The 22,678-nt window shown below is 36.1% G+C and carries 28 protein-coding genes; 11 read left to right on the top strand and 17 right to left on the bottom strand.

Going from position 1 to position 22,678, the window contains the following annotated elements:
- Window positions 1-91: 91 nt before the first annotated feature.
- Window positions 92-952, bottom strand: a complete 861-nt coding sequence (locus tag ABLC00_RS10325; protein WP_006580893.1) for an alpha/beta fold hydrolase — start codon at window positions 950-952, stop codon at window positions 92-94.
- A 137-nt stretch (window positions 953-1,089) separates the two neighbouring features.
- Between ABLC00_RS10325 and ABLC00_RS10320 the strand changes: the two genes are divergently transcribed.
- Window positions 1,090-1,545 carry a hypothetical protein gene (locus tag ABLC00_RS10320; RefSeq protein WP_004708460.1) on the top strand — a complete coding sequence of 152 codons (456 nt, stop codon included), beginning with the start codon at window positions 1,090-1,092 and terminating at the stop codon, window positions 1,543-1,545.
- A gap of 33 nt (window positions 1,546-1,578) precedes the next feature.
- Here ABLC00_RS10320 and ABLC00_RS10315 read toward each other — a convergent pair whose 3' ends face one another.
- The 3 genes from ABLC00_RS10315 to brnQ form a co-directional block, all read right to left on the bottom strand.
- A complete protein-coding gene (locus tag ABLC00_RS10315) occupies window positions 1,579-1,824 on the bottom strand; it encodes a hypothetical protein (RefSeq protein ID WP_000949688.1) in 246 nt (81 codons plus the stop codon).
- A 258-nt stretch (window positions 1,825-2,082) separates the two neighbouring features.
- Window positions 2,083-2,502, bottom strand: coding sequence for a heme-binding protein (locus ABLC00_RS10310; RefSeq protein WP_002050687.1), 420 nt, complete (start codon window positions 2,500-2,502; stop codon window positions 2,083-2,085).
- A 191-nt stretch (window positions 2,503-2,693) separates the two neighbouring features.
- The gene (brnQ, locus tag ABLC00_RS10305) at window positions 2,694-3,995 is read right to left on the bottom strand and encodes a branched-chain amino acid transport system II carrier protein (RefSeq protein ID WP_348941100.1); all 1,302 of its coding nucleotides are present in this window, start codon (window positions 3,993-3,995) and stop codon (window positions 2,694-2,696) included.
- A gap of 352 nt (window positions 3,996-4,347) precedes the next feature.
- Here brnQ and map point away from each other — a divergent pair, with 352 nt between their 5' ends.
- Window positions 4,348-5,142 carry a type I methionyl aminopeptidase gene (map, locus tag ABLC00_RS10300; RefSeq protein WP_004886926.1) on the top strand — a complete coding sequence of 265 codons (795 nt, stop codon included), beginning with the start codon at window positions 4,348-4,350 and terminating at the stop codon, window positions 5,140-5,142.
- 57 nt (window positions 5,143-5,199) lie between these two features.
- Here map and ABLC00_RS10295 read toward each other — a convergent pair whose 3' ends face one another.
- Window positions 5,200-6,099 (bottom strand): LysR family transcriptional regulator, encoded by a 900-nt coding sequence (locus ABLC00_RS10295; protein WP_002050716.1) that lies wholly within the window; start codon window positions 6,097-6,099, stop codon window positions 5,200-5,202.
- Between the two features lie 241 nt (window positions 6,100-6,340).
- On the opposite strand from ABLC00_RS10295, the gene ABLC00_RS10290 reads away from it, so the two are divergent.
- Complete coding sequence (locus ABLC00_RS10290) at window positions 6,341-6,664, top strand: hypothetical protein (RefSeq protein WP_002050660.1); 324 nt, start codon at window positions 6,341-6,343, stop codon at window positions 6,662-6,664.
- 46 nt (window positions 6,665-6,710) lie between these two features.
- On the opposite strand, the gene grxD is transcribed toward ABLC00_RS10290, so the two are convergent.
- On the bottom strand, window positions 6,711-7,052 hold the full coding sequence (grxD, locus tag ABLC00_RS10285; RefSeq protein ID WP_000138830.1) for a Grx4 family monothiol glutaredoxin: 342 nt from the start codon (window positions 7,050-7,052) through the stop codon (window positions 6,711-6,713).
- Between the two features lie 227 nt (window positions 7,053-7,279).
- On the opposite strand from grxD, the gene ABLC00_RS10280 reads away from it, so the two are divergent.
- Window positions 7,280-8,488 carry an aspartate aminotransferase family protein gene (locus ABLC00_RS10280; protein ID WP_000129946.1) on the top strand — a complete coding sequence of 403 codons (1,209 nt, stop codon included), beginning with the start codon at window positions 7,280-7,282 and terminating at the stop codon, window positions 8,486-8,488.
- A gap of 51 nt (window positions 8,489-8,539) precedes the next feature.
- On the opposite strand, the gene ABLC00_RS10275 is transcribed toward ABLC00_RS10280, so the two are convergent.
- From ABLC00_RS10275 to ABLC00_RS10265, 3 genes are all read right to left on the bottom strand, one after another.
- A complete protein-coding gene (locus ABLC00_RS10275) occupies window positions 8,540-8,971 on the bottom strand; it encodes a CBS domain-containing protein (protein WP_002050640.1) in 432 nt (143 codons plus the stop codon).
- 138 nt (window positions 8,972-9,109) lie between these two features.
- On the bottom strand, window positions 9,110-9,484 hold the full coding sequence (locus ABLC00_RS10270) for a DUF2750 domain-containing protein (RefSeq protein ID WP_001087274.1): 375 nt from the start codon (window positions 9,482-9,484) through the stop codon (window positions 9,110-9,112).
- A 332-nt stretch (window positions 9,485-9,816) separates the two neighbouring features.
- On the bottom strand, window positions 9,817-10,050 hold the full coding sequence (locus ABLC00_RS10265; protein ID WP_002050673.1) for a hypothetical protein: 234 nt from the start codon (window positions 10,048-10,050) through the stop codon (window positions 9,817-9,819).
- Between the two features lie 215 nt (window positions 10,051-10,265).
- On the opposite strand from ABLC00_RS10265, the gene ABLC00_RS10260 reads away from it, so the two are divergent.
- The 6 genes from ABLC00_RS10260 to ABLC00_RS10235 all read left to right on the top strand — a co-directional run bounded on the left by ABLC00_RS10260 (window position 10,266) and on the right by ABLC00_RS10235 (window position 14,532).
- Complete coding sequence (locus ABLC00_RS10260; protein WP_002050680.1) at window positions 10,266-10,625, top strand: hypothetical protein; 360 nt, start codon at window positions 10,266-10,268, stop codon at window positions 10,623-10,625.
- Window positions 10,626-10,725: 100 nt separating this feature from the next.
- On the top strand, window positions 10,726-11,052 hold the full coding sequence (locus ABLC00_RS10255; RefSeq protein WP_002050644.1) for a hypothetical protein: 327 nt from the start codon (window positions 10,726-10,728) through the stop codon (window positions 11,050-11,052).
- Between the two features lie 107 nt (window positions 11,053-11,159).
- Complete coding sequence (gene ftsY, locus ABLC00_RS10250) at window positions 11,160-12,266, top strand: signal recognition particle-docking protein FtsY (protein ID WP_033846536.1); 1,107 nt, start codon at window positions 11,160-11,162, stop codon at window positions 12,264-12,266.
- A 186-nt stretch (window positions 12,267-12,452) separates the two neighbouring features.
- Window positions 12,453-13,049, top strand: coding sequence for a nitroreductase family protein (locus ABLC00_RS10245; protein ID WP_002050635.1), 597 nt, complete (start codon window positions 12,453-12,455; stop codon window positions 13,047-13,049).
- Window positions 13,050-13,259: 210 nt separating this feature from the next.
- On the top strand, window positions 13,260-13,931 hold the full coding sequence (locus ABLC00_RS10240) for a DUF2057 family protein (RefSeq protein WP_017394078.1): 672 nt from the start codon (window positions 13,260-13,262) through the stop codon (window positions 13,929-13,931).
- 76 nt (window positions 13,932-14,007) lie between these two features.
- The gene (locus ABLC00_RS10235) at window positions 14,008-14,532 is read left to right on the top strand and encodes a GNAT family N-acetyltransferase (protein WP_033846538.1); all 525 of its coding nucleotides are present in this window, start codon (window positions 14,008-14,010) and stop codon (window positions 14,530-14,532) included.
- A gap of 10 nt (window positions 14,533-14,542) precedes the next feature.
- On the opposite strand, the gene ABLC00_RS10230 is transcribed toward ABLC00_RS10235, so the two are convergent.
- From ABLC00_RS10230 to ABLC00_RS10195, 8 genes are all read right to left on the bottom strand, one after another.
- Window positions 14,543-14,842 carry a cyd operon YbgE family protein gene (locus tag ABLC00_RS10230; protein WP_079377014.1) on the bottom strand — a complete coding sequence of 100 codons (300 nt, stop codon included), beginning with the start codon at window positions 14,840-14,842 and terminating at the stop codon, window positions 14,543-14,545.
- Window positions 14,843-14,944, bottom strand: a complete 102-nt coding sequence (gene cydX / locus ABLC00_RS10225; protein ID WP_000270276.1) for a cytochrome bd-I oxidase subunit CydX — start codon at window positions 14,942-14,944, stop codon at window positions 14,843-14,845.
- A 13-nt stretch (window positions 14,945-14,957) separates the two neighbouring features.
- Window positions 14,958-16,103, bottom strand: a complete 1,146-nt coding sequence (cydB, locus tag ABLC00_RS10220) for a cytochrome d ubiquinol oxidase subunit II (protein ID WP_002050611.1) — start codon at window positions 16,101-16,103, stop codon at window positions 14,958-14,960.
- Window positions 16,100-17,686, bottom strand: a complete 1,587-nt coding sequence (locus tag ABLC00_RS10215) for a cytochrome ubiquinol oxidase subunit I (RefSeq protein WP_033846539.1) — start codon at window positions 17,684-17,686, stop codon at window positions 16,100-16,102. Before ABLC00_RS10215 ends, cydB begins: the two co-directional genes overlap by 4 nt.
- Entirely contained in the window at window positions 17,686-17,880 is a 195-nt protein-coding gene (cydP, locus tag ABLC00_RS10210) for a cytochrome oxidase putative small subunit CydP (protein ID WP_004701293.1), read from the bottom strand. The genes ABLC00_RS10215 and cydP overlap by 1 nt, the downstream gene beginning before the upstream one ends.
- Window positions 17,881-18,255: 375 nt before the next feature.
- The gene (locus tag ABLC00_RS10205) at window positions 18,256-18,864 is read right to left on the bottom strand and encodes an OB-fold-containig protein (RefSeq protein ID WP_002050666.1); all 609 of its coding nucleotides are present in this window, start codon (window positions 18,862-18,864) and stop codon (window positions 18,256-18,258) included.
- A 25-nt stretch (window positions 18,865-18,889) separates the two neighbouring features.
- Window positions 18,890-19,198 (bottom strand): Rieske (2Fe-2S) protein, encoded by a 309-nt coding sequence (locus ABLC00_RS10200; protein ID WP_002050689.1) that lies wholly within the window; start codon window positions 19,196-19,198, stop codon window positions 18,890-18,892.
- Window positions 19,199-19,214: 16 nt separating this feature from the next.
- Window positions 19,215-20,219 carry an adenosine kinase gene (locus ABLC00_RS10195; RefSeq protein WP_033846540.1) on the bottom strand — a complete coding sequence of 335 codons (1,005 nt, stop codon included), beginning with the start codon at window positions 20,217-20,219 and terminating at the stop codon, window positions 19,215-19,217.
- Between the two features lie 238 nt (window positions 20,220-20,457).
- Here ABLC00_RS10195 and ABLC00_RS10190 point away from each other — a divergent pair, with 238 nt between their 5' ends.
- Window positions 20,458-22,551 (top strand): TonB-dependent siderophore receptor, encoded by a 2,094-nt coding sequence (locus ABLC00_RS10190; protein ID WP_004886942.1) that lies wholly within the window; start codon window positions 20,458-20,460, stop codon window positions 22,549-22,551.
- The last annotated feature ends 127 nt before the right edge of the window (window positions 22,552-22,678 follow it).

Here is a 22,678-nt window from a genome sequence, read left to right as displayed (position 1 = left end):
TCGACGCATTTAAGTAAAAAGCTGCTCGTTTTTAATACAAAAAAACCTCTAAGCCGGATTACTGACTTAGAGGCGAAAATAAAAGCAGTGATTAATGTTTAATTTCTTGTTCTAAAATAGACCAAAGTTTTTGATGTGATTTTTTAAATAACAGCATATGGCCAATTGATTTATAGCCTAAATCTTTTGGGCTAAGTTCAATCATTTTTTTATTTGCATTTGGATATAAACTTAATAATTCTTGTACGTTCCGTTTGGTTGCAATCTCATCATCATCAGCCCAAATAGCAGTAATTGGACATTGAATATCTGAATGAAAATCATGAAAAATCGTCTTGCCTATAGCGTTTTTTACATATCCGGGACGACTACAAAACTCTCGCCATTGTTGAGCAACTTTTTTAGGTAGGTTTTCTCCCATACCAATGAATTGAGTTGCGCCATAGCCTTTAACGAGACTAGAAATAGGGAAGATAAGATTAAACATAACTGGTGCTAAAACCTTGGTTTTTCCTTTAAGGCCTTTAATATGTCCAGTTGAACCAGCAACCGTTATTACTTTTGCGACTTTATTATAATTAGGTACGACTCCTAGTAGTTGTCCACCAGCACTATGTCCAATAAGAATAACTTGATTTGCTTTCGTTTTTATTAATAAAGCATCAATTGCAGCAGGAATATCAAGTGTTCCCCAGTCGGTAATACTTGCGGTGCTTTGTTTTAAAGCGCCATGTAGGGACTCGCCAATACCACGAAAGTCAAAACTCAATACATCGTAGCCTTGTTGGCTTAACCATGCGGCGAAAGAGTGATAAAAGTTTTTAGTTATACCTGTTGCTGGACAAATGAGAATAGGATATTCAGTTTTCTTTTCTTGAGCAGGATAAAATTGAGCTGCAAGCTGATAACCATCTTTACAGGTAATCCAAAAAGATTCAAAAGTCTTATCCATAGATTTAAAGTTAATTGGCTAATCATTTATCTTAATGTACATGAGTTCCGAAAAGGCACTTGATTAAATTGTGACTATAAAGTCAAGATTTATGTTATATAGCTCATCAAATTTTAATAAAACGAATAAAGGAAATGATGGATTTATCGAAAGCCGTACAGTTGGCTATTGTTTTTAGTGGTGTCTTTTTATGGATAGGAATGTTAACCGGGGTATGGAAATATTGGCAAATTCGCCGTTCTGAATTAAGCCGTGCACATTATTATGTAGATATTGCACATAGAAGCAGTTTGCTTTATGCAGCAGCTACGCTCATTCTAGCTGTATTGAGCTATTTCACGGTTTTAAATGAGGATATTGCTGTATGGTGTGTATTGGCAAATATACTGTTTTTTAGTTTCTCAATTTTAGTTTATATCATTCATGGGTTTTTACAGGATACGACCAATCAGTTTAAACAACCGCATAGGTTAGGGCAGGTTAATTTGCCGACATGGCTGATGACATTTATGATGATTGCTTTAATTATTACTGAGCTGCTGGCAACTGCTATTTTGGTAATGGGAACGATTTTTCTATTTTTAAATAAATAAAAAATGGATGATTGCTCATCCATTTTTGAATTCTTATTTCTGTTGACTAAGTCGTCTTTTAGCTAATTTTCGCATTTTGTGGTCGACAAAGGCCCATACACAAAATACAAAAGAAACAACCATGGCATACATAAAGTATTCGGGTTTCAGATTCCCTTTAATCATACCTTGAAACAGTAGAGTCAGCATAAGAGCAAGTGTTGTTACTCCATAAACAACTGAATCTTTACTGTTCAGAGTGTTAATGAAGACTTGTTTGTTGAAATGTAATGATAACATCTCCATCCCTCCTTGTGGTTGCGCTAAAACCGAATGTTTTAGTCAAGAATAAGTTTAATGTTGTACTTGTATTTTTAGCTTAATTCAATAGTCAATTGAAAAATTTTTGAACAGTTTTATGAAAACCTCTATATTTATAAATAGTTAAGGTATAAAAAAGGTAAATATTAAATATTTTTGTATAAAATACTTAATATTTTAGAAAAGAGAAATTTTTAGGAGAAAAGTGTAATAATTTCTCTTTTCTCTCAATTTACTTTAGTTGCTTTGTTTCTTTAAGAAGACATCAATTGCGTGTTGTGCAATTTCAGCATCTTCAAAAGATTGGACACCAGAAACACCAATTGCACCTAAAATCTGGCCTTCATAAATAATCGCTTTTCCGCCTTCTAGCATACCTTTAGCACTTGGTAGACTTAAGAAACCAAGACGGCCATTTTGAAGAAGTTCTTCGTAAAATTTTGACGGACGGCCACTCATTGATGAGCATTTAGCCTTTTCTAGGCATATATGTGTACTGAGAGGAGAGGCACCATCTAGGCGTTTCATAAGTAATAAAGAGCTTGTTTCATCAACAATAGCTATACTGACTTTGAAGTTGTGTTCGATTGCATATTTTTGAGCTTCTTCCATTAAAAACTCTGCATCTGCTAATGTTAAATAATATTTACTTTTCATTTATGCTCTTCTTTACTGAGTAAGCTAAAAATTATTTTAATGTAATATTACAGCAAAAATTAATTATATCTATAGTTGAATTGTCATTAAATACTAGTGTTGGAAATAAAATGCTGGTTGGGTAAACGCAGCATTTTATTCAATATATAAAATCATGTTTGGGTAAAACTCGATTTCAAAAAAACACCAGGTTAAATGCTTTTATGTTTAACTTTGTCGATAAGGGTAGTTACCACAAGAACAACTAAAGATGGGATCAACCATGCTAAATTCTGTTCATTTAATGGTAAATGTTGAAGGAACATAGGAAGATTATCTCCAAAACCCGCAACCTTAAGCCCATCGATAATTCCGAAAATTAAAGCAATACTTGTTACTGAACCAACAATAAAAGATGGTTTATGCCAAAATTTCCAGAAGAAACTGAGCATAATAACCACAATAGCTGGTGGATAAATTGCACTTAAAACCGGTACTGATACAGCAATGAGTTTGGTCAATCCAAGATTAGAAATAATGAAAGAGAAACCAACTAAGATAAATACTAAAAGCTTATAAGGTAACTTGGTGAGTTGAGCAAAATATTCACCACACGCACAAGTTAAACCAATTGCAGTTACCATACACGCTAAGAAAATAAGTCCAGTTAGGAATAATGAACCCATATTTCCAAAAGCATGTTGAACATAGGCATGCAGAATTACAGCACCATTTGCGGCATTTGGAGCAACTTCGTGACTACCTAAACCTAATTTAAATACGCTTAAGTACACTAAAGTAAGACCAACACCTGAAATAAGGCTAGCAATAATTGCATATTTGGTGACTAGCTTTTTATCTGTAACACCACGCGAATAAATTGCTTGAATAATAACGATACCAAATACTAAAGCACCTAAAGTGTCCATAGTAAGATAACCATTTACGAAACCTTCCGAAACAGGAGAGTTAACGTAATGATTAATTGGAGCAGGAACGTAGCCCGCAGGAATCATAACCGCTGCAATACCTAAAATTGCTAAAGCGATAATTTTTAGAGGTGCTAGAACATGTCCAACTGTATCTAAAAGCTTGTTTGGATATAACGAAACTAAAGTAACAAATGTAAAATAGATTGCGCTATAAATTAAAAGACTACTGCTTGATGTTCCGAAATAAGAGGAAAAACCAATTTCATAAGAAACTGTTGCAGTTCGTGGTGTAGCAAATAAAGGACCAACTGATAAATAACATACTACTGTTAAAATCAGACTTGCGATACGGCCTAAAGGTGAACTAATGATTTCAATGGAACCCTGCATGCGAGAGAGTGCCATAATCGTAATTACGGGTAAGCCAACAGCAGTAATCAAAAAGCCTATGGCCGCTAACCATACATGATCACCAGCTTGCTGTGCGACAATGGGAGGAAAGATAATATTACCTGCCCCAATAAAGAGGGCAAAGGTCATAAAACCTAAGGCAATAATATCTCCAGTACGAAGTTGTTGCATAAATTAAATTTAACAAAAAAGAAAGAATTTTAGAGTAAAAGAGAGCATGATCAAGCGCTATTTTATGTGAAAAAGAGATTTTTCAAGTTTTCTAAATCAGTCAGAGATATGAAAAATATCAACTGGTTAAGTTATCTATTTGAAAAACCTTTGAAAGAAATAGAGAAAATAGTTTTTAACTCTGATTTTTTAAAAAAATTATGTAAAAATAAAAATATAAAATACTATTATGAATGTTGAATATTTGGACATTTAAAGCTTTCCGCCTATCATATATCCATTCTAAAATACTATAAATTAACTAACATTTTTGTAGGTGTGATCAAAACAGTGCCTACGAGGATAAAATTGAATGAGAGCTTCTACTGTTACAATTAAAACAGAACAAGATCTGGAAAAATTAAGAATTTCTGGGCATTTGGCTGCACAAGTTTTAGAAATGATAGGGAAGTACGTTAAGCCAGGCGTAACAACTGAGTATTTAGACAATATTTGCAATGATTACATCGTAAATACTTTAAAGGTCATACCAGCCAATGTTGGTTATCACGGTTTCACAAAAACAATATGTACTTCAGTCAATGAAGTAGTGTGTCATGGTATTCCATCTCCAAATAAAGTTTTAAAAGATGGCGATATTATTAATATTGATGTAGCGATTATTAAAGATGGTTACTTTGGCGATACGAGCCGTATGTACTACGTTGGAAACGTAAATCCACATGCGAAAAAGTTGGTTGAAACAACTTATGAGGCAATGGTTGCTGGTATTCATGCAGTTAAACCTGGCGCTACTTTAGGTGATATTGGTTACGCTATTCAATCGGTTGCTCATCGCGAGGGTTATAGCATTGTTCGAGAGTATTGTGGGCATGGCATTGGTAAAGTTTACCATGAGCAGCCTAATATTCTGCATTATGGACAACGTGGACAAGGTTTGGTTCTAAAGAAAGGTATGGTCTTTACAATTGAACCTATGGTGAATGCAGGCAAACCTCAAGTTAAAGAATTAAATGATGGTTGGACCGTCATTACTCAAGATCTTTCTTTATCTGCTCAATGGGAACATATGGTTGCAGTTACAGATACAGGTTTTGAGCTACTTACACCTTGGCCAGAAGGGGTAGGAAATTATCCAAAAATTTAATCGTTATAAAATAAAAAGTTCGATATATTATCGAACTTTTTTATGGAGCTTAATTTATTAATGCTCTGAGAGATGTTCCACAAGATAATCAATAAATACACGCACTGCTGGGAGTAATCCTCTACGAGATGGGTAAACAGCATGAAATATACCGTGAGCTGCTTTCCAGTCCGGTAAGATTTGTACAAGCTGACCCGATTTTACAAAATCTTCAGCTGCTGTTTCTGGCAATAAGGCAATACCACAATTCTGACTTGCAAGTTGGGCAAGCATATAAAGATTTGTTCCCATTACAGTGGGGCTAACTTTCACTTTTTTCAGTTGGCTATCTGGACCATGTAAAATAAATTGTTGATCTAAATGCTCTTCGGACAAGCTTAAAATACGATGATCGCTTAACTCATCAGGTGACTTAATATTACCAAACTCATTTAAGTAAGCTTGGCTTGCGAATAAACTTTGTTCTATGAGCGCAAACTGTCTAAGTACTAAGCTAGGGTCATCATCTAATTTAGATCTGACACGTAGAGCTACATCAATACCTTCATTAATCACATCAACGCGACGGTTGCTTACAATAAGTTGTAAACGAATTTCGGGATATTTTTTTAAGAATGCCGGTAAAATTTTAGGTAGCTGGTTTTGGGCAATGTCTACAGGAACGCTTACTTTGACTACGCCTCTTGGTTGAATACTTAAGTGATCAACTAAATCATGGGCTGCTTGAGCAGCATTCATCATAACTTGTGCGTGTCTATAGATATCCATCCCGATATCGGTAACAGCAAAATGACGAGAACTGCGCTGAATTAAGCGAACCCCTAAATTTTCCTCTAAATTATAAACACGACGACTTAATTTTGATTTTGGAATGTCCGTAACACGTTCGGCAGCACTAAATCCACCATGCTCAACAACAAGGGCAAAACAATAAAAATCATCAAGATCTGTGAGCATTAAAATATCCTATTTATGCAACACTAAAGATTTTACATTATTAGTTTTGCAACGATAAAGTTTGATTTTAATTTTTTGTAAAAAGCCGATAAATACAAGAGAGTAAAGGGAATTAAATAATTTGAAATTATAATGTCATTACATTGAAATGTTTTTGTAATTTATTTTATGAAGCTTAAAACAAATATAGCGTTTACATATTATTTTTCATAAAATAGATTTTTCTCGGTTTTTTAAAAGTATGTCTTACCAGTTAGTTGAATTAGAAAATGCATCGGCCAATATCCTTTGCCCAATCTGTAAGCTTTCAGTTATTGATTGGACACAAGAGCAGTACGTCCAACCTTGTGAACATACATTGTTTATTGCAATGGATTTAGGCTTTGAATTTGTAGCTGATCGTTTTGAAGAAGTTATGAATCAAAACGTAGATGAGTTGCATGAAGATCCGAACATGAATATTTTTGAAGCGATAACTACCACACCGTATAAAAATTTAACTATTTTAAAAGCAGATCTTGGTGTTGATGGACTATTTCGTTATATCGGTATAAGTGATTGTTAAATTTATAAGTATAAAAAAGCCAATCTTTCGATTGGCTTTTTTATTATTAAGCTTCTGGAGCTGCGCTGTATTGTTCGATTAATGGTTTTAATTCGCCATTTTGGAACATTTCAAGCATGATATCGCTACCACCAATAAGCTCGCCGTTTACCCATAATTGTGGGAAAGTAGGCCAGTTTGCAATTTTTGGTAAAGTTGCACGAATATCAGGGTTTTCTAAGATGTTCACATATGCAAATGGACGACCAATTTGACTGAGCGCCTCTACTGCACGTGCAGAGAAACCACATTGTGGAAACTGTGGAGTGCCTTTCATGTAAAGTAAAACGGGATGCTTCGCAATTTGATCGCGAATTAACGCTTCAGTATCACGTGCTTGTTCAGTCATAAATAGATCCTCAACTAATCTTGCAGCATTATAGGGGGTGTTCACATCGCTTTGCAAACCGCCTTGTTGCTTAAAGTTGCACAGAATATTCAATATTTTATTGTATAAACCGAAGCGATAGCAAAAAGCAGACGAAATTTTAGATAAATGAAGGATGAGACTTTTCATCAGTGCAAGTTTTTGTTTATATAAACCCTTCTTAAAACCTCATACAGAAAGAGTTCGTGATGACTGATATTACCCTGGCTCCAGTACAACCTGATCAACCAACACACTTAATGGCTACTTATGGTCGCCAAGCGATCAGTTTTGTCCGAGGCCGAGGGGCATATCTTTATACACAAGATGGTACAGAATATTTAGATGCACTTACTGGTATTGCTGTATGTGGACTAGGACATGCTCATCCAGCTATTGCAGAAGCTATTGCAGAACAAGCAGCTACTCTCGTGCATACGAGCAATTTATTTGAAATTCCATGGCAAACTGCGGCGGCGCAAAAGCTTGCTGAGGTTTCAGGTATGGAAGAAATTTTCTTTTCAAACAGTGGTGCTGAGTCAAACGAAGGAGCGATTAAAATTGCTCGTAAATTTGGTACTCAACAAGGTATAAGCTTGCCAAAGATTATTGTTGCTGAACAATCATTTCATGGTCGTACTTTGGCGACACTTTCTGCAACTGGTAACAAGAAAGTACAAGACGGTTTTGCACCTTTGGTGGAAGGCTTTATTCGAGTCCCATTTGGTGACATTGAAGCCATTCAAGAGGCAGCCTTACAGCATCCAGATATCGTTGCTATTTTAATTGAACCAATCCAAGGTGAAGGTGGTATTAATACTGCACCTCAAGGATTTAGCTATTTAGAAGAAGTTCGCCAAATTTGTAATCAGCATAACTGGTTGATGATGCTAGATGAAATCCAAACTGGTAATGGTCGTACCGGTAAATACTTTGCGTATCAACATACAAATATTATTCCGGATGTTTTAACTACAGCAAAAGGATTGGGTAATGGTTTCCCTGTAGGTGCTGTAATGACTCAAGGTAAGGCTGTAGGTTTGTTAGGGCCAGGCAGTCATGGTTCTACTTATGGCGGTACAGTATTGGGTTCTCGTGTGGTTTATACGGTAATTGACACAATCCAGAAGGAAAATGCGGTAGAGAATGCAGCAGTAGTAGGTAATTATATTGTTGATCAATTACGTGCCCAATTGTCGGATAAGAATGTGCAAGTACGTGGTTTCGGTATGATGATCGGTATTCAACTACCTAAAGATTGTGCTGAACTTGTTGCGATTGCTCGTGATGAATACAAACTTATTATTAACGTTACGGCAGGTTCGGTGGTTCGTTTATTACCTCCAATTAACATGACACAAGCTCAAGCTGATATTTTGCTAGAGCGTTTAGTTGCTTTAATTACGAATTATCTTTAATTTTTAAAGACAATAAAAATGGGCGTTAATCGCCCATTTTTATTTTTGTATTTAGCCTGAAATATATTGCTTTAATTGTTCAATTAAAACTTTCTGATCTTCCATGGCTGCTTTAACTAAGTCACCAATTGAAATAAAACCAACTAATTTTTCATTATCTAATACAGGTAAGTGTCGTAAATGACGATCAGTCATGAGTTGTAAACATTCTTCAACTGTATTGTTTAAACCTACGGTAATTACTTTTGCCGTCATAATTTCAGCAACTGTGGTGCTATAAGACGAACGCTCCATAAGCGTTACTTTTCGTGTGTAATCGCGTTCAGATAATATTCCAACAACTTTTTCACCTTCTGCTACGACTAAAGCACCAATACCTTTTTCCGCCATAATCGTAATTGCTTCGAGGACAGTCGCTTCGGGTGAAATTGTAAAAATGGCTTGTTCAGATTTGTTCTTAATTACTTGTGCAACGATAGTCATTTCTTCTGTCCTGTTGTTTTATCATTTTGATTTAAATTAGCTCGATTTTTGAAAAAAGCAAAGACTTACGAGTCATTCAAATATTAGTTTTACGCTTAAACGCTCAAAAAGCACTCTAAGTTTGGTAGCTTAAAAACTTTAAGCTACCTGCCATTTTGGATGATTAAAAAAGAAATGATGCATTTGTTGAGTAGATAACTTCAACTTACGATGAGATGAGTTAAATAATGCAGGGGTAACTTTTAACCGTGTTAAAGTAGGTAATAAAGATTCATGAAAGTCTTTTGGGGTAATTTTTCTTGGCTTGTAATTAGGCCAATGAGTTTTGGCATATCGATGTGCTTGCACTCCATTTAACCAAAAAGGAAAAATAAAATCTTCCTGATCTGATTTAATGGCCCAGCCTTCATCAAATAGTCCCCAAAGAACTCCACAATACATCATGGTTCTTAAAATATAAATCTTGATCATCAAGTCTTTAGAAACCGGTTGTAGATTACTTAAACTGTTCATTTTAAATTTAAAGGTTTTCAACTTGTCTTGCTTATTATAAGAAAACCACATGACATTTCAGTTTAAACAGGTGTCAAATCGTAAACAAATATTGATGACTTGAAATATCTATATAAATCAATACTAAAAAATAATGCTGTGTTATGACTAAGAATAGTGAAGTAGGGTTGCAGAAAAAATTAATAACTTTAGTTTTTTCAGATATAAAAAAACGCCACCTGAGCAAGACAAAGCGACTTAAGCTTTGGCGAAGCGCAAGATGAACATAGTTATGGTTAATTTATATTGAACTTTTTACAGGTATAAAAAAACGCCACCTAAGTGACGTCTCTTTATGCTTGCATGGTGGCTAGTTTCTGCCAATATTGTGCTTTCATGGAATCACGTTCTACACGAAAACCTTGATAATATAGCTCTGCTAAGAATAGGGCAGCTTTGCCGTGACCAGCACGCGCAACTTCTTCTAACTGCGCAACAGCATCTTGGAAATTCATTTGAGAGTGAATTGTATTAACTGCAGTTGCGTATACATGTTCTAAATCATGATGAGAGATACGTTGAATCATATAAAACTCCTTATTTTAATTATGATTACTTTTTCTAAAGGCCACTGCCTTTGAACTAATGTAACTTAGAATTGTTAAACTAATATTACAAATTAATGGATTTGTCAACTATTGTTCAGCATTAGTTGGTTCACTATTAGGATACATGATTAAACATTATTCACAAATAATTTTGAGTAAAATCAATATGAGAATAAAAGACAAGGAGAATAACTATGACAAATACTATCGATGGCTTTGTTTTTGATACTCCTCCTAAAGAGGAGCAAATCATAGAGCTTGCTCATTACCATCGTAAATTATTAGACGAAGCAATTTTCCATCAAGAAATACATTTAGGTGATTATTGTTTGGCGCAACGTAAACGGGTTTTTGACTATGCTCGCCAATTGGATCCTAATCAAAAAGCTTGGTTCTATCAGGTTTATGATGGTGAACTTAGAAAAATTGCAGATGAAGATGAATTGCATCCAGCTGATGCTGAAGAAGGATTAAGTATTTTTGCTATGTTACTGGTGCTAGTAATTATTGCAGCAATCTTATACTTCTCTGTAATACGTTCTTTAATAAGCTAAAGTTTATCATCCAGTAAGGCTAAAGAATATTAGTCTTACTGGATTTTGACCTTGTGCTGAAGTGCATTGAACCCTACACTACATCAATTAGAGGTAGGTCATGCTCACATTCAAAGAAAATTTTCTTAAATTAAAGTCTGAGTTAAAGGCAGACCAATGTTTTAATCTGGTTGTGATTATTATCATTGGCTGTATTTTTATGCTGTCTTATTTAGCATTGCTTCGTCCTGTGAACTCGGAACAGTATCAACGAATTGTACAACTTTCTCGACAGGCTACATATCCTAGAACTCAAGATATGGCAGAGTTGATAATGAATCAATCAAAAATTCATAGGGCAGAGTATCTAAAGTTAATGTACGCTTATCAGTTTGAACATGATCACATCAAGGAATATCCTGCGTTAGCACAAGAAGATACTCAATAAGCATGGTCTTTATTTTAGAAAGGTTTTGCTCGCTATTGGAGCAGGCAAAAACTTGAATTTATGCTAAACTTTCTATTTTTTAACACGCTGCTTTTCAAGGAATCGGCATGCAACAACAATCGAATATGCAAAATAAATTCTTGATAGATGCTGAGATCGGGGATGACGATGTCACATTGCCTAATTTACCTGCTATCGATGTTCCTATCGTTGAGTCACCTGTTAAGCAAGAAGTAAAAGCACCAGAAGTTGTCGAGACAGCACCTTCAACTGAACCAGAGCAACCAAAATCAGGTTTCTTTGGGCGAATGAAAGAAGGTTTAAGCAAAACTCGCCGTAATTTCACCGATGGTATGGTAAATATCTTAATTGGTGGTAAAGAAATTGATGATGAGCTGCTTGAAGAAGTTGAAGAGCAATTATTAGTTGCAGATATTGGTGTAGATGCAACAAAAACGATTATTACCAACTTGACTGAACGTACTGCACGTGGCGATTTGATTTATTCACATTCGCTTTATAAAGCATTACAAGAAGAGTTGATTGCTTTACTGGCTCCACGTGTGAAGCCTTTGCATATTGACCCTAATAAATCACCTTATGTGATTTTAATGGTGGGCGTGAATGGTGTTGGAAAAACAACCACTATTGGTAAACTGGCTAAGCGTTTACAAGGCGAAGGCAAGAAAGTTATGTTAGCAGCAGGTGACACATTCCGTGCAGCTGCTACTGAACAATTGCAAATTTGGGGTGAGCGTAACGACATTGCTGTTGTCGCTCAAGGCCATGGTGCAGATAGTGCTTCGGTTATCTTCGATGCTTTTGAAAGTGCGCGTGCTAAAGGTATTGATGTGTTAATTGCAGATACCGCAGGTCGTTTACATAACAAAAGTAACTTAATGGAAGAGCTTAAGAAAGTTAAGCGTGTTATGCAAAAAATTGATGCTACGGCACCTCATGAAATTATGTTAGTAGTAGATGCAGGTACGGGGCAAAATGCAATTAACCAAGTACAAGAATTTGATCAAGCAGTAGGTTTAACTGGTATTACTATTACTAAGTTGGACGGCACTGCAAAAGGTGGTGTACTGTTTAATATTGCTAGTCGTACTCATGTACCAATTCGTTTTATTGGTGTGGGTGAAAAAATTGATGATTTAAGACCGTTCTCGGCAAAATCATTTGTAGCGGCATTATTTGAAACAGAAAAGTAATTTACAGCTAAACTCTAAAAAACCTCATGAAATAGTGAGGTTTTTTTATATCCATATCTTTTTTTATTGTTGCGAAAATAAAACGAACTGTCATATTTTTAATGCTGATTATAAGAAATGAGTTTCATAGACTATATTCATTCCCAAACAACGGCCAATGGTCAAACAAATAGGTAGGAAATAAAAATGTCTACTTTCTTAGATAAAATTAAAAACCGTCGTACTATTTATGCAATTGGTAAAAATGTTGCATTAGATCGCACAAAAATTGAAGAAACAATTCGTGAAGCCGTTAAACATAGTCCTTCATCGTTTAATTCGCAATCTTCACGTGTAGTTACTCTATATGGTGAATCACATACTAAATTTTGGAATTTGGTTCGTGAGGCATTACGTAAAATTGTTCCTGCAGATGCTTTTGCTGGTACTAATGCAAAAATTGATAGTTTCGTTGCCGGTGTTGGTACAGTACTATTTTACGAAGATCAAGCTGTTATTAAAAACTTGCAAGAGCAATTTGAACTATATGCAGACAACTTTCCAGTTTGGTCTGAACATTCAACCGCAATTGCACAATTTGCAACTTGGACTGCGCTTTCAGAACTTGGTTTAGGTGCTTCTTTACAACACTATAACCCAATTGTTGATGCTGACGCTGCTGAAGCATTTGATATCCCATCAACTTGGAAATTACGTGCTCAATTAGTATTTGGTTCTGTTGAAGCACCAGCTGGTGAGAAAGCATTTATTAACGATGAAGATCGTTTCAAAACATTTAACTAATTTTAGTTAATCAAAAGAGTACCTCAATGGTACTCTTTTTTTGTGTTCAAAATTAACATGAAAAATAGTTATTTATTATAATTCAATAGTATATTTTAAAAGTTTTAAGTGTAGCTATGCTAAAACAGATAGTGTCATAAAATCGTCATAATCATATTGCATATTGCTCATGTTTTTACAAACTATTAAATATTATAGAGACGTGAACAGATGACTTTAAGATTAAGTGTTGCTGCAATTGGTTTATTACTAAGCGGTTCGGTATTTTCAGCAGTTACAATTACGGCACCTGAGGAAATTGTAATCCTTGCGGTGAACGGTCAAGAAGTCAATTCAGGATTATTCCGTTCCTCTAAAAATAACTACAAAGTTGATGCGGGTGAAACAAACCTAAGTGTGCGTTATCAAGAATACTTTGAACATCTAAATGGTGAACACGATATTGTTAAGTCTGGTGTTGTTACAATTCAAACTCCAACTTTAAAAGATGGTCAAACTTATAAGCTTGCTATGGTGGGTGTACCAAAAAAATATGAGCAAGCAAAGAAATATGCTGAGCAACCAACAGTCGCTTTATATAACTCAAATAACGAACTGGTTGTTCAGCAAACTGGTGCAAACAACGAAGCAAAACCTTGGTTTGCAACGGGTTTGTTGGGTAAGGTGGCTGACTTTACGACAAAGCCTTCTAAACCACAGCCTGAACCTGTTTATGCTGCTGCCAAGCCATCTACTTCTCAAGTTACAACATCTATTGCCGCAACAATACCTTCGGCAGGTGTTGCACAAACAAATGATCAGCGTCTAGTCGAGCTTTGGCAAAAATCTTCTAAGGCTGAGCGTCAAAAATTTATGGCTTGGTTAGCTGAACAATCAAATTAAGCAATTGCTATTCAAGATAAAGCCGATTTAATATCGGCTTTATTCTTTAAATATTTAAAATAGCCTAAGCATATTTATGATGAATTTAAATTTCCGTTTAGCTGAACTAAGTGACATTCCATCACTTTTAGACTTGATTAATCATTCTTATAGAACACAACAAGGTAGAAGCTGGACAACTGAAGTTGAATTCGTGAAAGGCCAACGTATTAGTCAAGAACAATTGACACAGCAATTAGAATTACCTAACTCGGTATTATTAGTTGCAGAAATAGATTCTTCACAAATTGTTGCATGTATTGGTCTTACATTTCAGAACAATACTGTTGAGATAGGAACATTCTGTACAGATCCTCAAATACAGAATATGAAAGTAGGTCGTTCGGTTTTGGAGTATGCTGAACAGTTCGCTTTGCAAAAAACACCAGAATTGGACAGTGCACTCATGTATGTTTTAAATGTACGTTCGGAGCTAATTGCTTATTATGAGAGACGTGGTTATGCAAAAACAGGTCATGTAGAACCATATCCGACTGAAGCAGACGTTGGAATACCACTTATACCAATTAAACTAATTGAAATGAAAAAGGACCTCAAATGAGGTCCTTTTTTTAGGTTAAAAACCAGATGTAATAGCCTAAAAGCATGAGAGGCCAAGCTACCCATGGGCTAAATAACCATTTCCATAACCAGAAGTGTGGTACAAAACCAACCCCGTAAATGAAGCCTCCAGAAATACCCACCATCACCAGCATAAGCTGGCTATGATTGTAGTGTCCGTTTGCATCTAACATGAGGGAAGGATGCACCAGTAAAATTACAGCAAGCGGCAATGCCAACAGAAATGAAATGGCCATTGCGAATGCTTGAGCTTTTCGTTGATTTGGTGCTGTCATTGCGTTTGCCATGATTTATTCCTCATCTAAATTTTGATGATGTTCGATATAAAGCGCACTGAGTACACCCGCAAAACATGCCATCAAAATTCCAAGAATCCATGCGAAATACCACATATGCTTCTCCTTATTAGTACAAGCTGTGCGAGTTTGACTCGATATGTTTGTTGGTAATCACGCCCCACATTTTGTAATACGACCAACTGGTGTAGAGCAAAATGATCGGAACAAATATGCATGCAGCAACAGTCATAACCCCTAAAGTACGATGGCTTGATACCGCATCCCACATTGTTAAGCTAGAGTTTGGATTGACACTTGATGGTAATAAAAATGGGAAGAGTGCAAAACCAGCAGTTAAGATCGCACCTACAATCATTAAGCTTGTGCCAGCAAAGCTTAAGCCTGCTTTTGCTTTTGATGCTGTAAAGAATGCAATAATTGCCCCTAAAATCGCGAGAACTGGAGCGATCTTGGTAATTGGATAATTAGTGTAATTGTTCATCCAACCTGGGTTGTTATTTGTGACTACCTGTTTAGCTAAAGGGTTAAGTGCAGCATTTGTATCAATTGCAGCAGCATAGCTATAACCAGGAACTTGACCGAAGTATAACCAAGCTCCAATAACAAGAAAGCAAACCAAGAATACTGCTGCCATAATTTGAGTGGCCTTAGCAGAACGCTGTTTTAAAGCGCCATCTGTGCGAAGCATAAGCCAAGCACCGCCGTGCGCACACAACATAGATAAACTGACAACGCCGCAAACTAAAGCAAACGGGTTAAGAAGAGCAAAGAAGCTACCCGAATATTCAGAGCGCAATGTGCTATCTAAACTAAAAGGAATACCTAAGAATAAATTACCGAATGCTACACCGAAAACTAGAGCAGGCACCGCACCACCAATACAAAGGCCCCAGTCCCAAGAGTTGCGCCATTTTTTATTTTCGAGTTTAGAACGATAGTCAAAACCTACAGGGCGTAAGAACAGGGCAAATAGCACAAGTAATAAGGCCCAATACATTCCGGAGAATGCAACCGCGTAAACCATTGGCCACGCAGCAAATAAGGCGCCACCTGCTGTAATAAACCAGACCTGATTACCATCCCAGTGTGGTGCTATGGTATTAATAGCAGCACGTCGTTCGTTATCAGTCTTGCCAACAAAAGGCATGAGTGCCATTGAGCCCATATCGAAGCCATCGGTTAAAGCAAACCCAATAAGCAACACCCCAACTAACACCCACCATATGATTTTCAGGAGTTCATATTCAATCATGATAAAGCCTCCCCATTAACAGCTGCTTTTGGCTCTTGTTTTTCAAAATGGTATTTACCAGTGTGAAGTGAGCTTGGTCCTAAGCGAGCAAATTTAATCATTAAGTACATTTCAATAATTAAAAGGACGGTATAAAACGCTGCTAACGCGAGGATGGAACCCCACACATCGCCTGTACTTAAACTTGAAGCTGATAAGTGTGTTGGTAAAATCTCACCAATAGACCACGGCTGACGGCCGCCCTCAGCTACATACCAACCAGTTTGTGCAGCAATCCATGGAAGTGGTAAGGCAAATAATGCATATTTAAGTAGCCAAGGTTTATTCTCAGCATTTCTTTTCGCAACAGCCCAAGTCGCTAAAATGAAAAGAAGCAACATTAAGAAGCCAGATGCAACCATTGCACGGAACGAGAAGAATAATGCTGTAACATTTGGAACAGTGTCTTTCACAGCTGCTTGAATGTTTTGTTCGCTTGCATCTACAACATTTGGTGCATATTTTTTAAGAAGTAGGCCATAACCTAAATCTTTTTGATTTTTTTCAAATGAAGCTAACAACTCAGGTGAGCGATCACCAGCACGTAGTTTTTCAAGTTCAGCATAAGCAAGCATACCGTTACGAATACGCACTTCATGCTGTTGCATTAAGTCTTTTAAACCAGTGACTTCTTTAGTTGTTGAACGAGTTGCAATTAAACCTAATGCATATGGAATTTTAACTGCATAGTCTGTTCGCATTTCTTCATGGTTGGGTATACCAAATAACGTAAATGGAGCAGGAGCAGGGTGAGTATCCCATTCTGCTTCAATTGCAGCGAGTTTAGTTTTTTGCACATCTCCTAACTCATAACCAGATTCATCACCAAGCAAAATCACTGAAAGTGTAGAGGCAAGACCAAAAATGGCAGCAATTGCAAATGAACGGCGGGCAAAAGGAAGGTCACGTTTTTTGAGTAGATAGTAGCTTGAAATGGCAAGTACGAAAATCGCACCTGTTACATATCCGGCAGAAACAGTATGTACAAATTTAACCTGTGCAACTGGGTTGAAAATAAGTGCACCGAAATCGACAAGCTCCATACGCATGGTTTCGAAGTTAAATGCTGCACCTACTGGATTTTGCATCCAGCCATTCGCAACTAAAATCCAGAGCGCTGACATGTTAGAACCTAAAGCAACTAACCAAGTTACTCCTAGATGTTGAACTTTACTTAAGCGGTCCCATCCGAAAAAGAATAAACCAATAAATGTTGACTCAAGGAAGAATGCCATTAAGCCTTCAATTGCTAATGGTGCACCGAAAATATCACCTACATAATGTGAGTAATATGCCCAGTTTGTCCCGAATTGGAACTCCATGGTTAAGCCTGTAGTTACACCTAAGGCAAAGTTAATACCAAATAATTTTCCCCAAAACTTAGTCATATCTTTGTAAATTTCTTTACCAGATATCACATAAGTTGTTTCCATAATAGCCAGAATAAATGCAAGGCCTAGGGTCAAAGGTACGAAAAGAAAGTGATACATTGCGGTCATGGCAAATTGGAACCGCGAAAGATCAACCACGCTTTCAGAAATCATCAACGTGTCTCCTTAATGTGGGAAGTGTTATCGCCTGCAATATGCTCAGCGACTTGATTGTCGAAATTTTTGGGGATAGTGGGAGCGTCAAACCAAATATGTTTGATTGTTAAGAGAAGCACGACTTTAATTATTAGAATAATCGTAATTTCTCTAACTAATTTGGCATTAATATCTAGATTTTTAAGGCTCATAAAATAAACCTCGATACATATTAATTTCATTATTAATCAAAATATATTAAAAATAAACAATAAATATATTTTAAATAAAAACTTAATTATCTTTTTTATATAAAACAGTACCTTATGTATTTAAATAATTTTAAATAAAATATCTTACTAAAATAGTTTGGATTAATTATTAAATCCAACTAAAACACTTGTAAATAAATATTTTAAGTTGATTAAAATGGTATGGTTAAATTTAATTCTGATTAAAATAGTTGGATATAATAACGTTATTCTTATTTCTAACTAAAATAGTTGGATTAATTTTAATTAAAAAATAAAAAGATAGAAGGGAATAATAAAGTTATTAAATTGATAAAAGACAAAAATTATGGAAAATTAATCGGGTGCAAAAAGATCGTTTGATAAGGAGATTTTTTTTGCAACATAATGGCTTTTATGCACTTTAATAAGAATGACTTGTGAATATAATTCTAGCTCGCCATATTCTGGTTCAACTTGCACGTAGTGTAGTTGGCCGAACTCATCACGTACACGTGCTTGAGCTGAAAAACCGGGTCTGGCACTACCACTAGAGATAGTTGCTAGTCGCCCTAAAAGATTGTAATTGGTATGTGTATGCTTTGGTTTAATCACTTGATCAAGACAATGAATCATAAATACGGTAAAAAAGATTGCAATGACCAGTGCAGGGATGATTAAGTAAAACGGGGTGATAAAGTAATGCTGTATAGCAAAGAAAGACAGCTGTAAGAAGTAACCAGCAAAACTGAAATTAATGAGTAAAAAAACAAAAATTAGAGCTTTAGAAAACTTAACATTAAGTATAGGTGAGTTAGTAAGCCAGTCTGGTGCAATTTTTTTTAGGAGTTGGCTTGGCCGTAACCCGATATACATACCAATAGTTTCTACCACACTGAGCAATATCAAAGCCACAACACTTAAATGAAATGGCATAAGATAATAATTAAAAAAGAAATCAGCCATGGTAGAAACTCTAATGTTGATGATCTCAGTCTACGATATAAATACCGCCATCTGAATGTACTTTAATCTCAACTTTATTTAAAAAATCACCTAAACAAGGACCTGAAATACATTCGCCAGTTTCCACGTTAAATAAAGCACCGTGAGTAGAGCATTGAATATATTCTTTGTCTTGGTCTAGAAATTGATTTTCTAAATACTCAAGTTCGGTTTGCAAATGCGGGCATAAATTCTGATAGGCATAGAATGAGCCATCACGCTGTGTAATGAAAATAGTCGTTCCTTGTAAAGTGTCAAAAGCTCTAGCTTCACGCTCAGGAACTTCTTCCGTCATACAGATCCTTTCCATTTCAAGCACATTCCTTCTGAAAATTTTCGAGAAGTTTAGCATAGTCATTAATGGCTAAACGAGGACCAAATTGAGACACAACTTCACTAGAAATTAAGATGGCTAACTGCGCCGCAGCAGTTAAATCTTCATGATGATTTAATGCATAGAGGAAGGCACCAGCAAAAGCATCACCAGCGCCATTCGTATCTACAGCTTCTACGTGACGGCCAGGCACATGAAAATGTTGGGTTGAATTTGCAACTAAAGCACCTTTGGCACTTTGTGTAATCACAACAGTATGGTTTTTAAAACGCAACTGAGTGAGTGCATCCTCAATAGTAGAAGTATTGGTATACATTAAAGCTTCTTGTTCATTACAGAACAATAAATCTACACCATCATCCATAAGCTCTTCTAAGCCTTCACGTGCGTATTGAACCATTGCAGGGTCTGATAAAGATAACGCAATTTTAACGCCGTGAGCTTTAGCTATTTCTCGAGCTTGTTTTACCGCTTTACGTGCCGTTTCACTCGTAGAAAGGTAGCCTTCAATATAAAGCCATTTTGCTGTTTTTAATGGCTCAAAATCGATTTGGTCTTGAGAGAGTTCAGCTGTAATACCTAAATAGGTATGCATGGTACGCTCAGAATCTGGACTAATAAGTACCATACAGGTGCCTGTTACACCTTCACTGATTGACTTTGGCGTAGTCTGAATGCCTGCATCATTTAGACCTTGCAGATAAATTGAACCCAAATCATCGTTGCCAACGCGGCAACCATAAAAAGCAGTTCCACCTAATGCACTAAAAGCTACAGTTGTATTTGCAGCAGAACCACCACTTGCTTGGCCTTTGTAGTCTTGAGTTTGCTTTAATTTTTCATAAAGGGCAGATTGTGTTTCACCGTCAGACAACTGCATGGTGCCTTTTTGTAAGCCTTGCTGACTAAGAAAATCATCAGACACTTTAAATTCTTGGTCGATTAATGCATTACCAATTGCAAAAAGATTTACAGTTGCCATATGTGTTGTCACAGAATAAAAAAATCAGACTGATAATTTTACACCATTGCTCACATTTGCTGTAGTTTATTGAATAAAATTCAGGTAATTCAGCAGTTAGTAGAGTTTTATTGTTTGCCTAAGCAATCGAAATATTCTTTTTAATAAATATTATCAATTAATAATGATTCTTGATAATATTTACAAATGTATAGTATTTCATTGAAACTTCGCCTGAAATTATTCATAGCGAACTTACATGAAACGTTCTATTTTATTTATTTCATCAGTTGGGGTTATAACAGGCCATGTATATGCCGCAGAGACAGACTCACAGGCTGTAACCAACCTTCCAACGATTTCAGTAAAAGCTGAGAAGGAAAACAGTTTAAAACAAGAGGTAGGACAAGCATCAAGTGCCACTAAAGGACTTATGCAATTAAAAGATGTTCCTCAAATTGTAAATGTTGTACCGAAACAAATTCTAAGAGAGCAGACAGTGACTTCTATGCAAGGTGCTTTGCAAAACGTTGCTGGTTTGAGCTTTAGTGTGGGGGATGGGCAACGTGATCAGGTCATGATTCGCGGTTTCTCTGCAATCACAGATAATTATGTAGATGGTATTCGCGATGATGCTTTGTATTTTCGTGATATGTCGAATGTTGAACGAGTTGAGGTACTAAAAGGACCTGCTTCTGTATTATATGGACGCGGTTCGGCGGGTGGTTTAGTTAACAAGATTAATAAAAAACCAATGGATCAATCCTTGCGTGAGGTGAGCCTGATTGGCAGTACTACAGGGCAACGTCGTGCAGAAGTCGATGTAAATGAAAAAGTAGCCGAGAATGTTAAAGTTCGTTTAACTGGTGCAGTTGAAGACTCAGATGGTTATCGCGATCAGGCATTTTTAAAACGACAGGCGGTGGCTCCATCTGTACAGTGGGATATTACTGATAAAACCAAACTTTTACTTCAGGCCGACTACTTGCACGATGATCGTCTAGCTGATCAAGGTTTCCCGACAGATCCAATTACAGGTAAACCAGTTAAGACAAATCCTAAAACTTTTTATGGTGCATTAAACGGTAAAGAAGTTGGGGATGTCGATACTGAAATCTCAAGCCAGACTATCAGCTTAGATCATGAGTTTAATGATCAACTCAAATATCATGGTGCAGTTCGCCACTATAACTACTCATTAGATCGTCAATATAGTGTTGATACACATCCTGCTGATAAGACAAAAATTACTTTGACTCAAAATAAACGCCTGCGTAATGAAGATGGTATATATGTTCAGCAAGAATTAAGTGGTTTATTTAATACAGGTTTCTTAAAGCACAATACCTTAATTGGTGCTGAATATAGCAAACAGCATAAAGATGAGATACTTTGGCAAGGTGCTAAGACAACCACTGATTTATATAATCCTAAATTAGACTACTGGGCACCTATTAATACCGGAACAACAGTTGCACGCAATAACAATAGTAATACCTTTGAAAACTATGGTGTGTATCTGCAAGATTTAATGACAGTAACAGATCAGCTTAAAGTTTTAGTTGGTTTACGTTATGACAATCTATCTCAAGATCGTGATGATAAAACGAGTACGAATTTAGACTTAAACCGTACTGACAATACTTATTCTCCACGAATTGGGGTGGTCTATCAGCCAGTAAATAATCTTTCACTTTATACTTCTTATAATCGTTCTTTCCAGCCTTTGGCTGATTCATTTGTTTTTTATCAAAACAGTGATGATTTAAAACCAACAAAAACTGAAAATTATGAGGTGGGTGCAAAGTGGGATGTGAATGATCAATTGAATGTGACATTGGCTTTATTTGAAATGAGCCAAACCAATATTCAAAACCAAGATCCAGCTAATCCAAATCAAGCACTATTGGCAGGCGAGCAAAAAACAAAAGGTATTGAACTTTCATTAACAGGTCAGTTGACTGATCAGTTGTCAGTGCTAGCTGGCTATTCTTATATGGATGGTAAGATTGAAAAGTCGACTGTTGGATTTACGGGTAATCACTCAGCGCTTACGCCAAACAACACAGCTAACCTGTGGTTAAAATATCAAATTAATGATCATTGGTATGCAGCTGTAGGTGGTCGTGGTGAATCATCACGCTTTAGTGCGCCAGATAACAAAAACGTTTTACCAGGGTATGCGGTTGTAAATGCAGCTTTAGGTTATCAAAGTGAACGTTATGATGTGAACTTAAATCTAAATAACTTGTTTGATCGCGATTATTTTGTTTCAGGCCATAGTGGAGCAAATGATTCAAATATGATGGGCGATCCTTTAAATGCTCAAGTTGCACTTCGCTATCGTTTTTAATTGAAAAAGTCTAAAAAGCTCATCATTTTGGTGAGCTTTTTTATTTGTCGTGTAGCATATAGATAGTATTAAAAGGTTTTGTTCTGGTAGGATACAACTAAGCTGGCTATGTGCTTGATATCAAAGC

Source organism: Acinetobacter nosocomialis (assembly GCF_041021905.1).
GTDB classification, from domain to species: Bacteria; Pseudomonadota; Gammaproteobacteria; order Pseudomonadales; family Moraxellaceae; genus Acinetobacter; species Acinetobacter nosocomialis.
The sequence above is the reverse complement of the archived record's forward strand: the minus strand, read 5'-3'. Positions and strand labels throughout refer to the sequence as shown.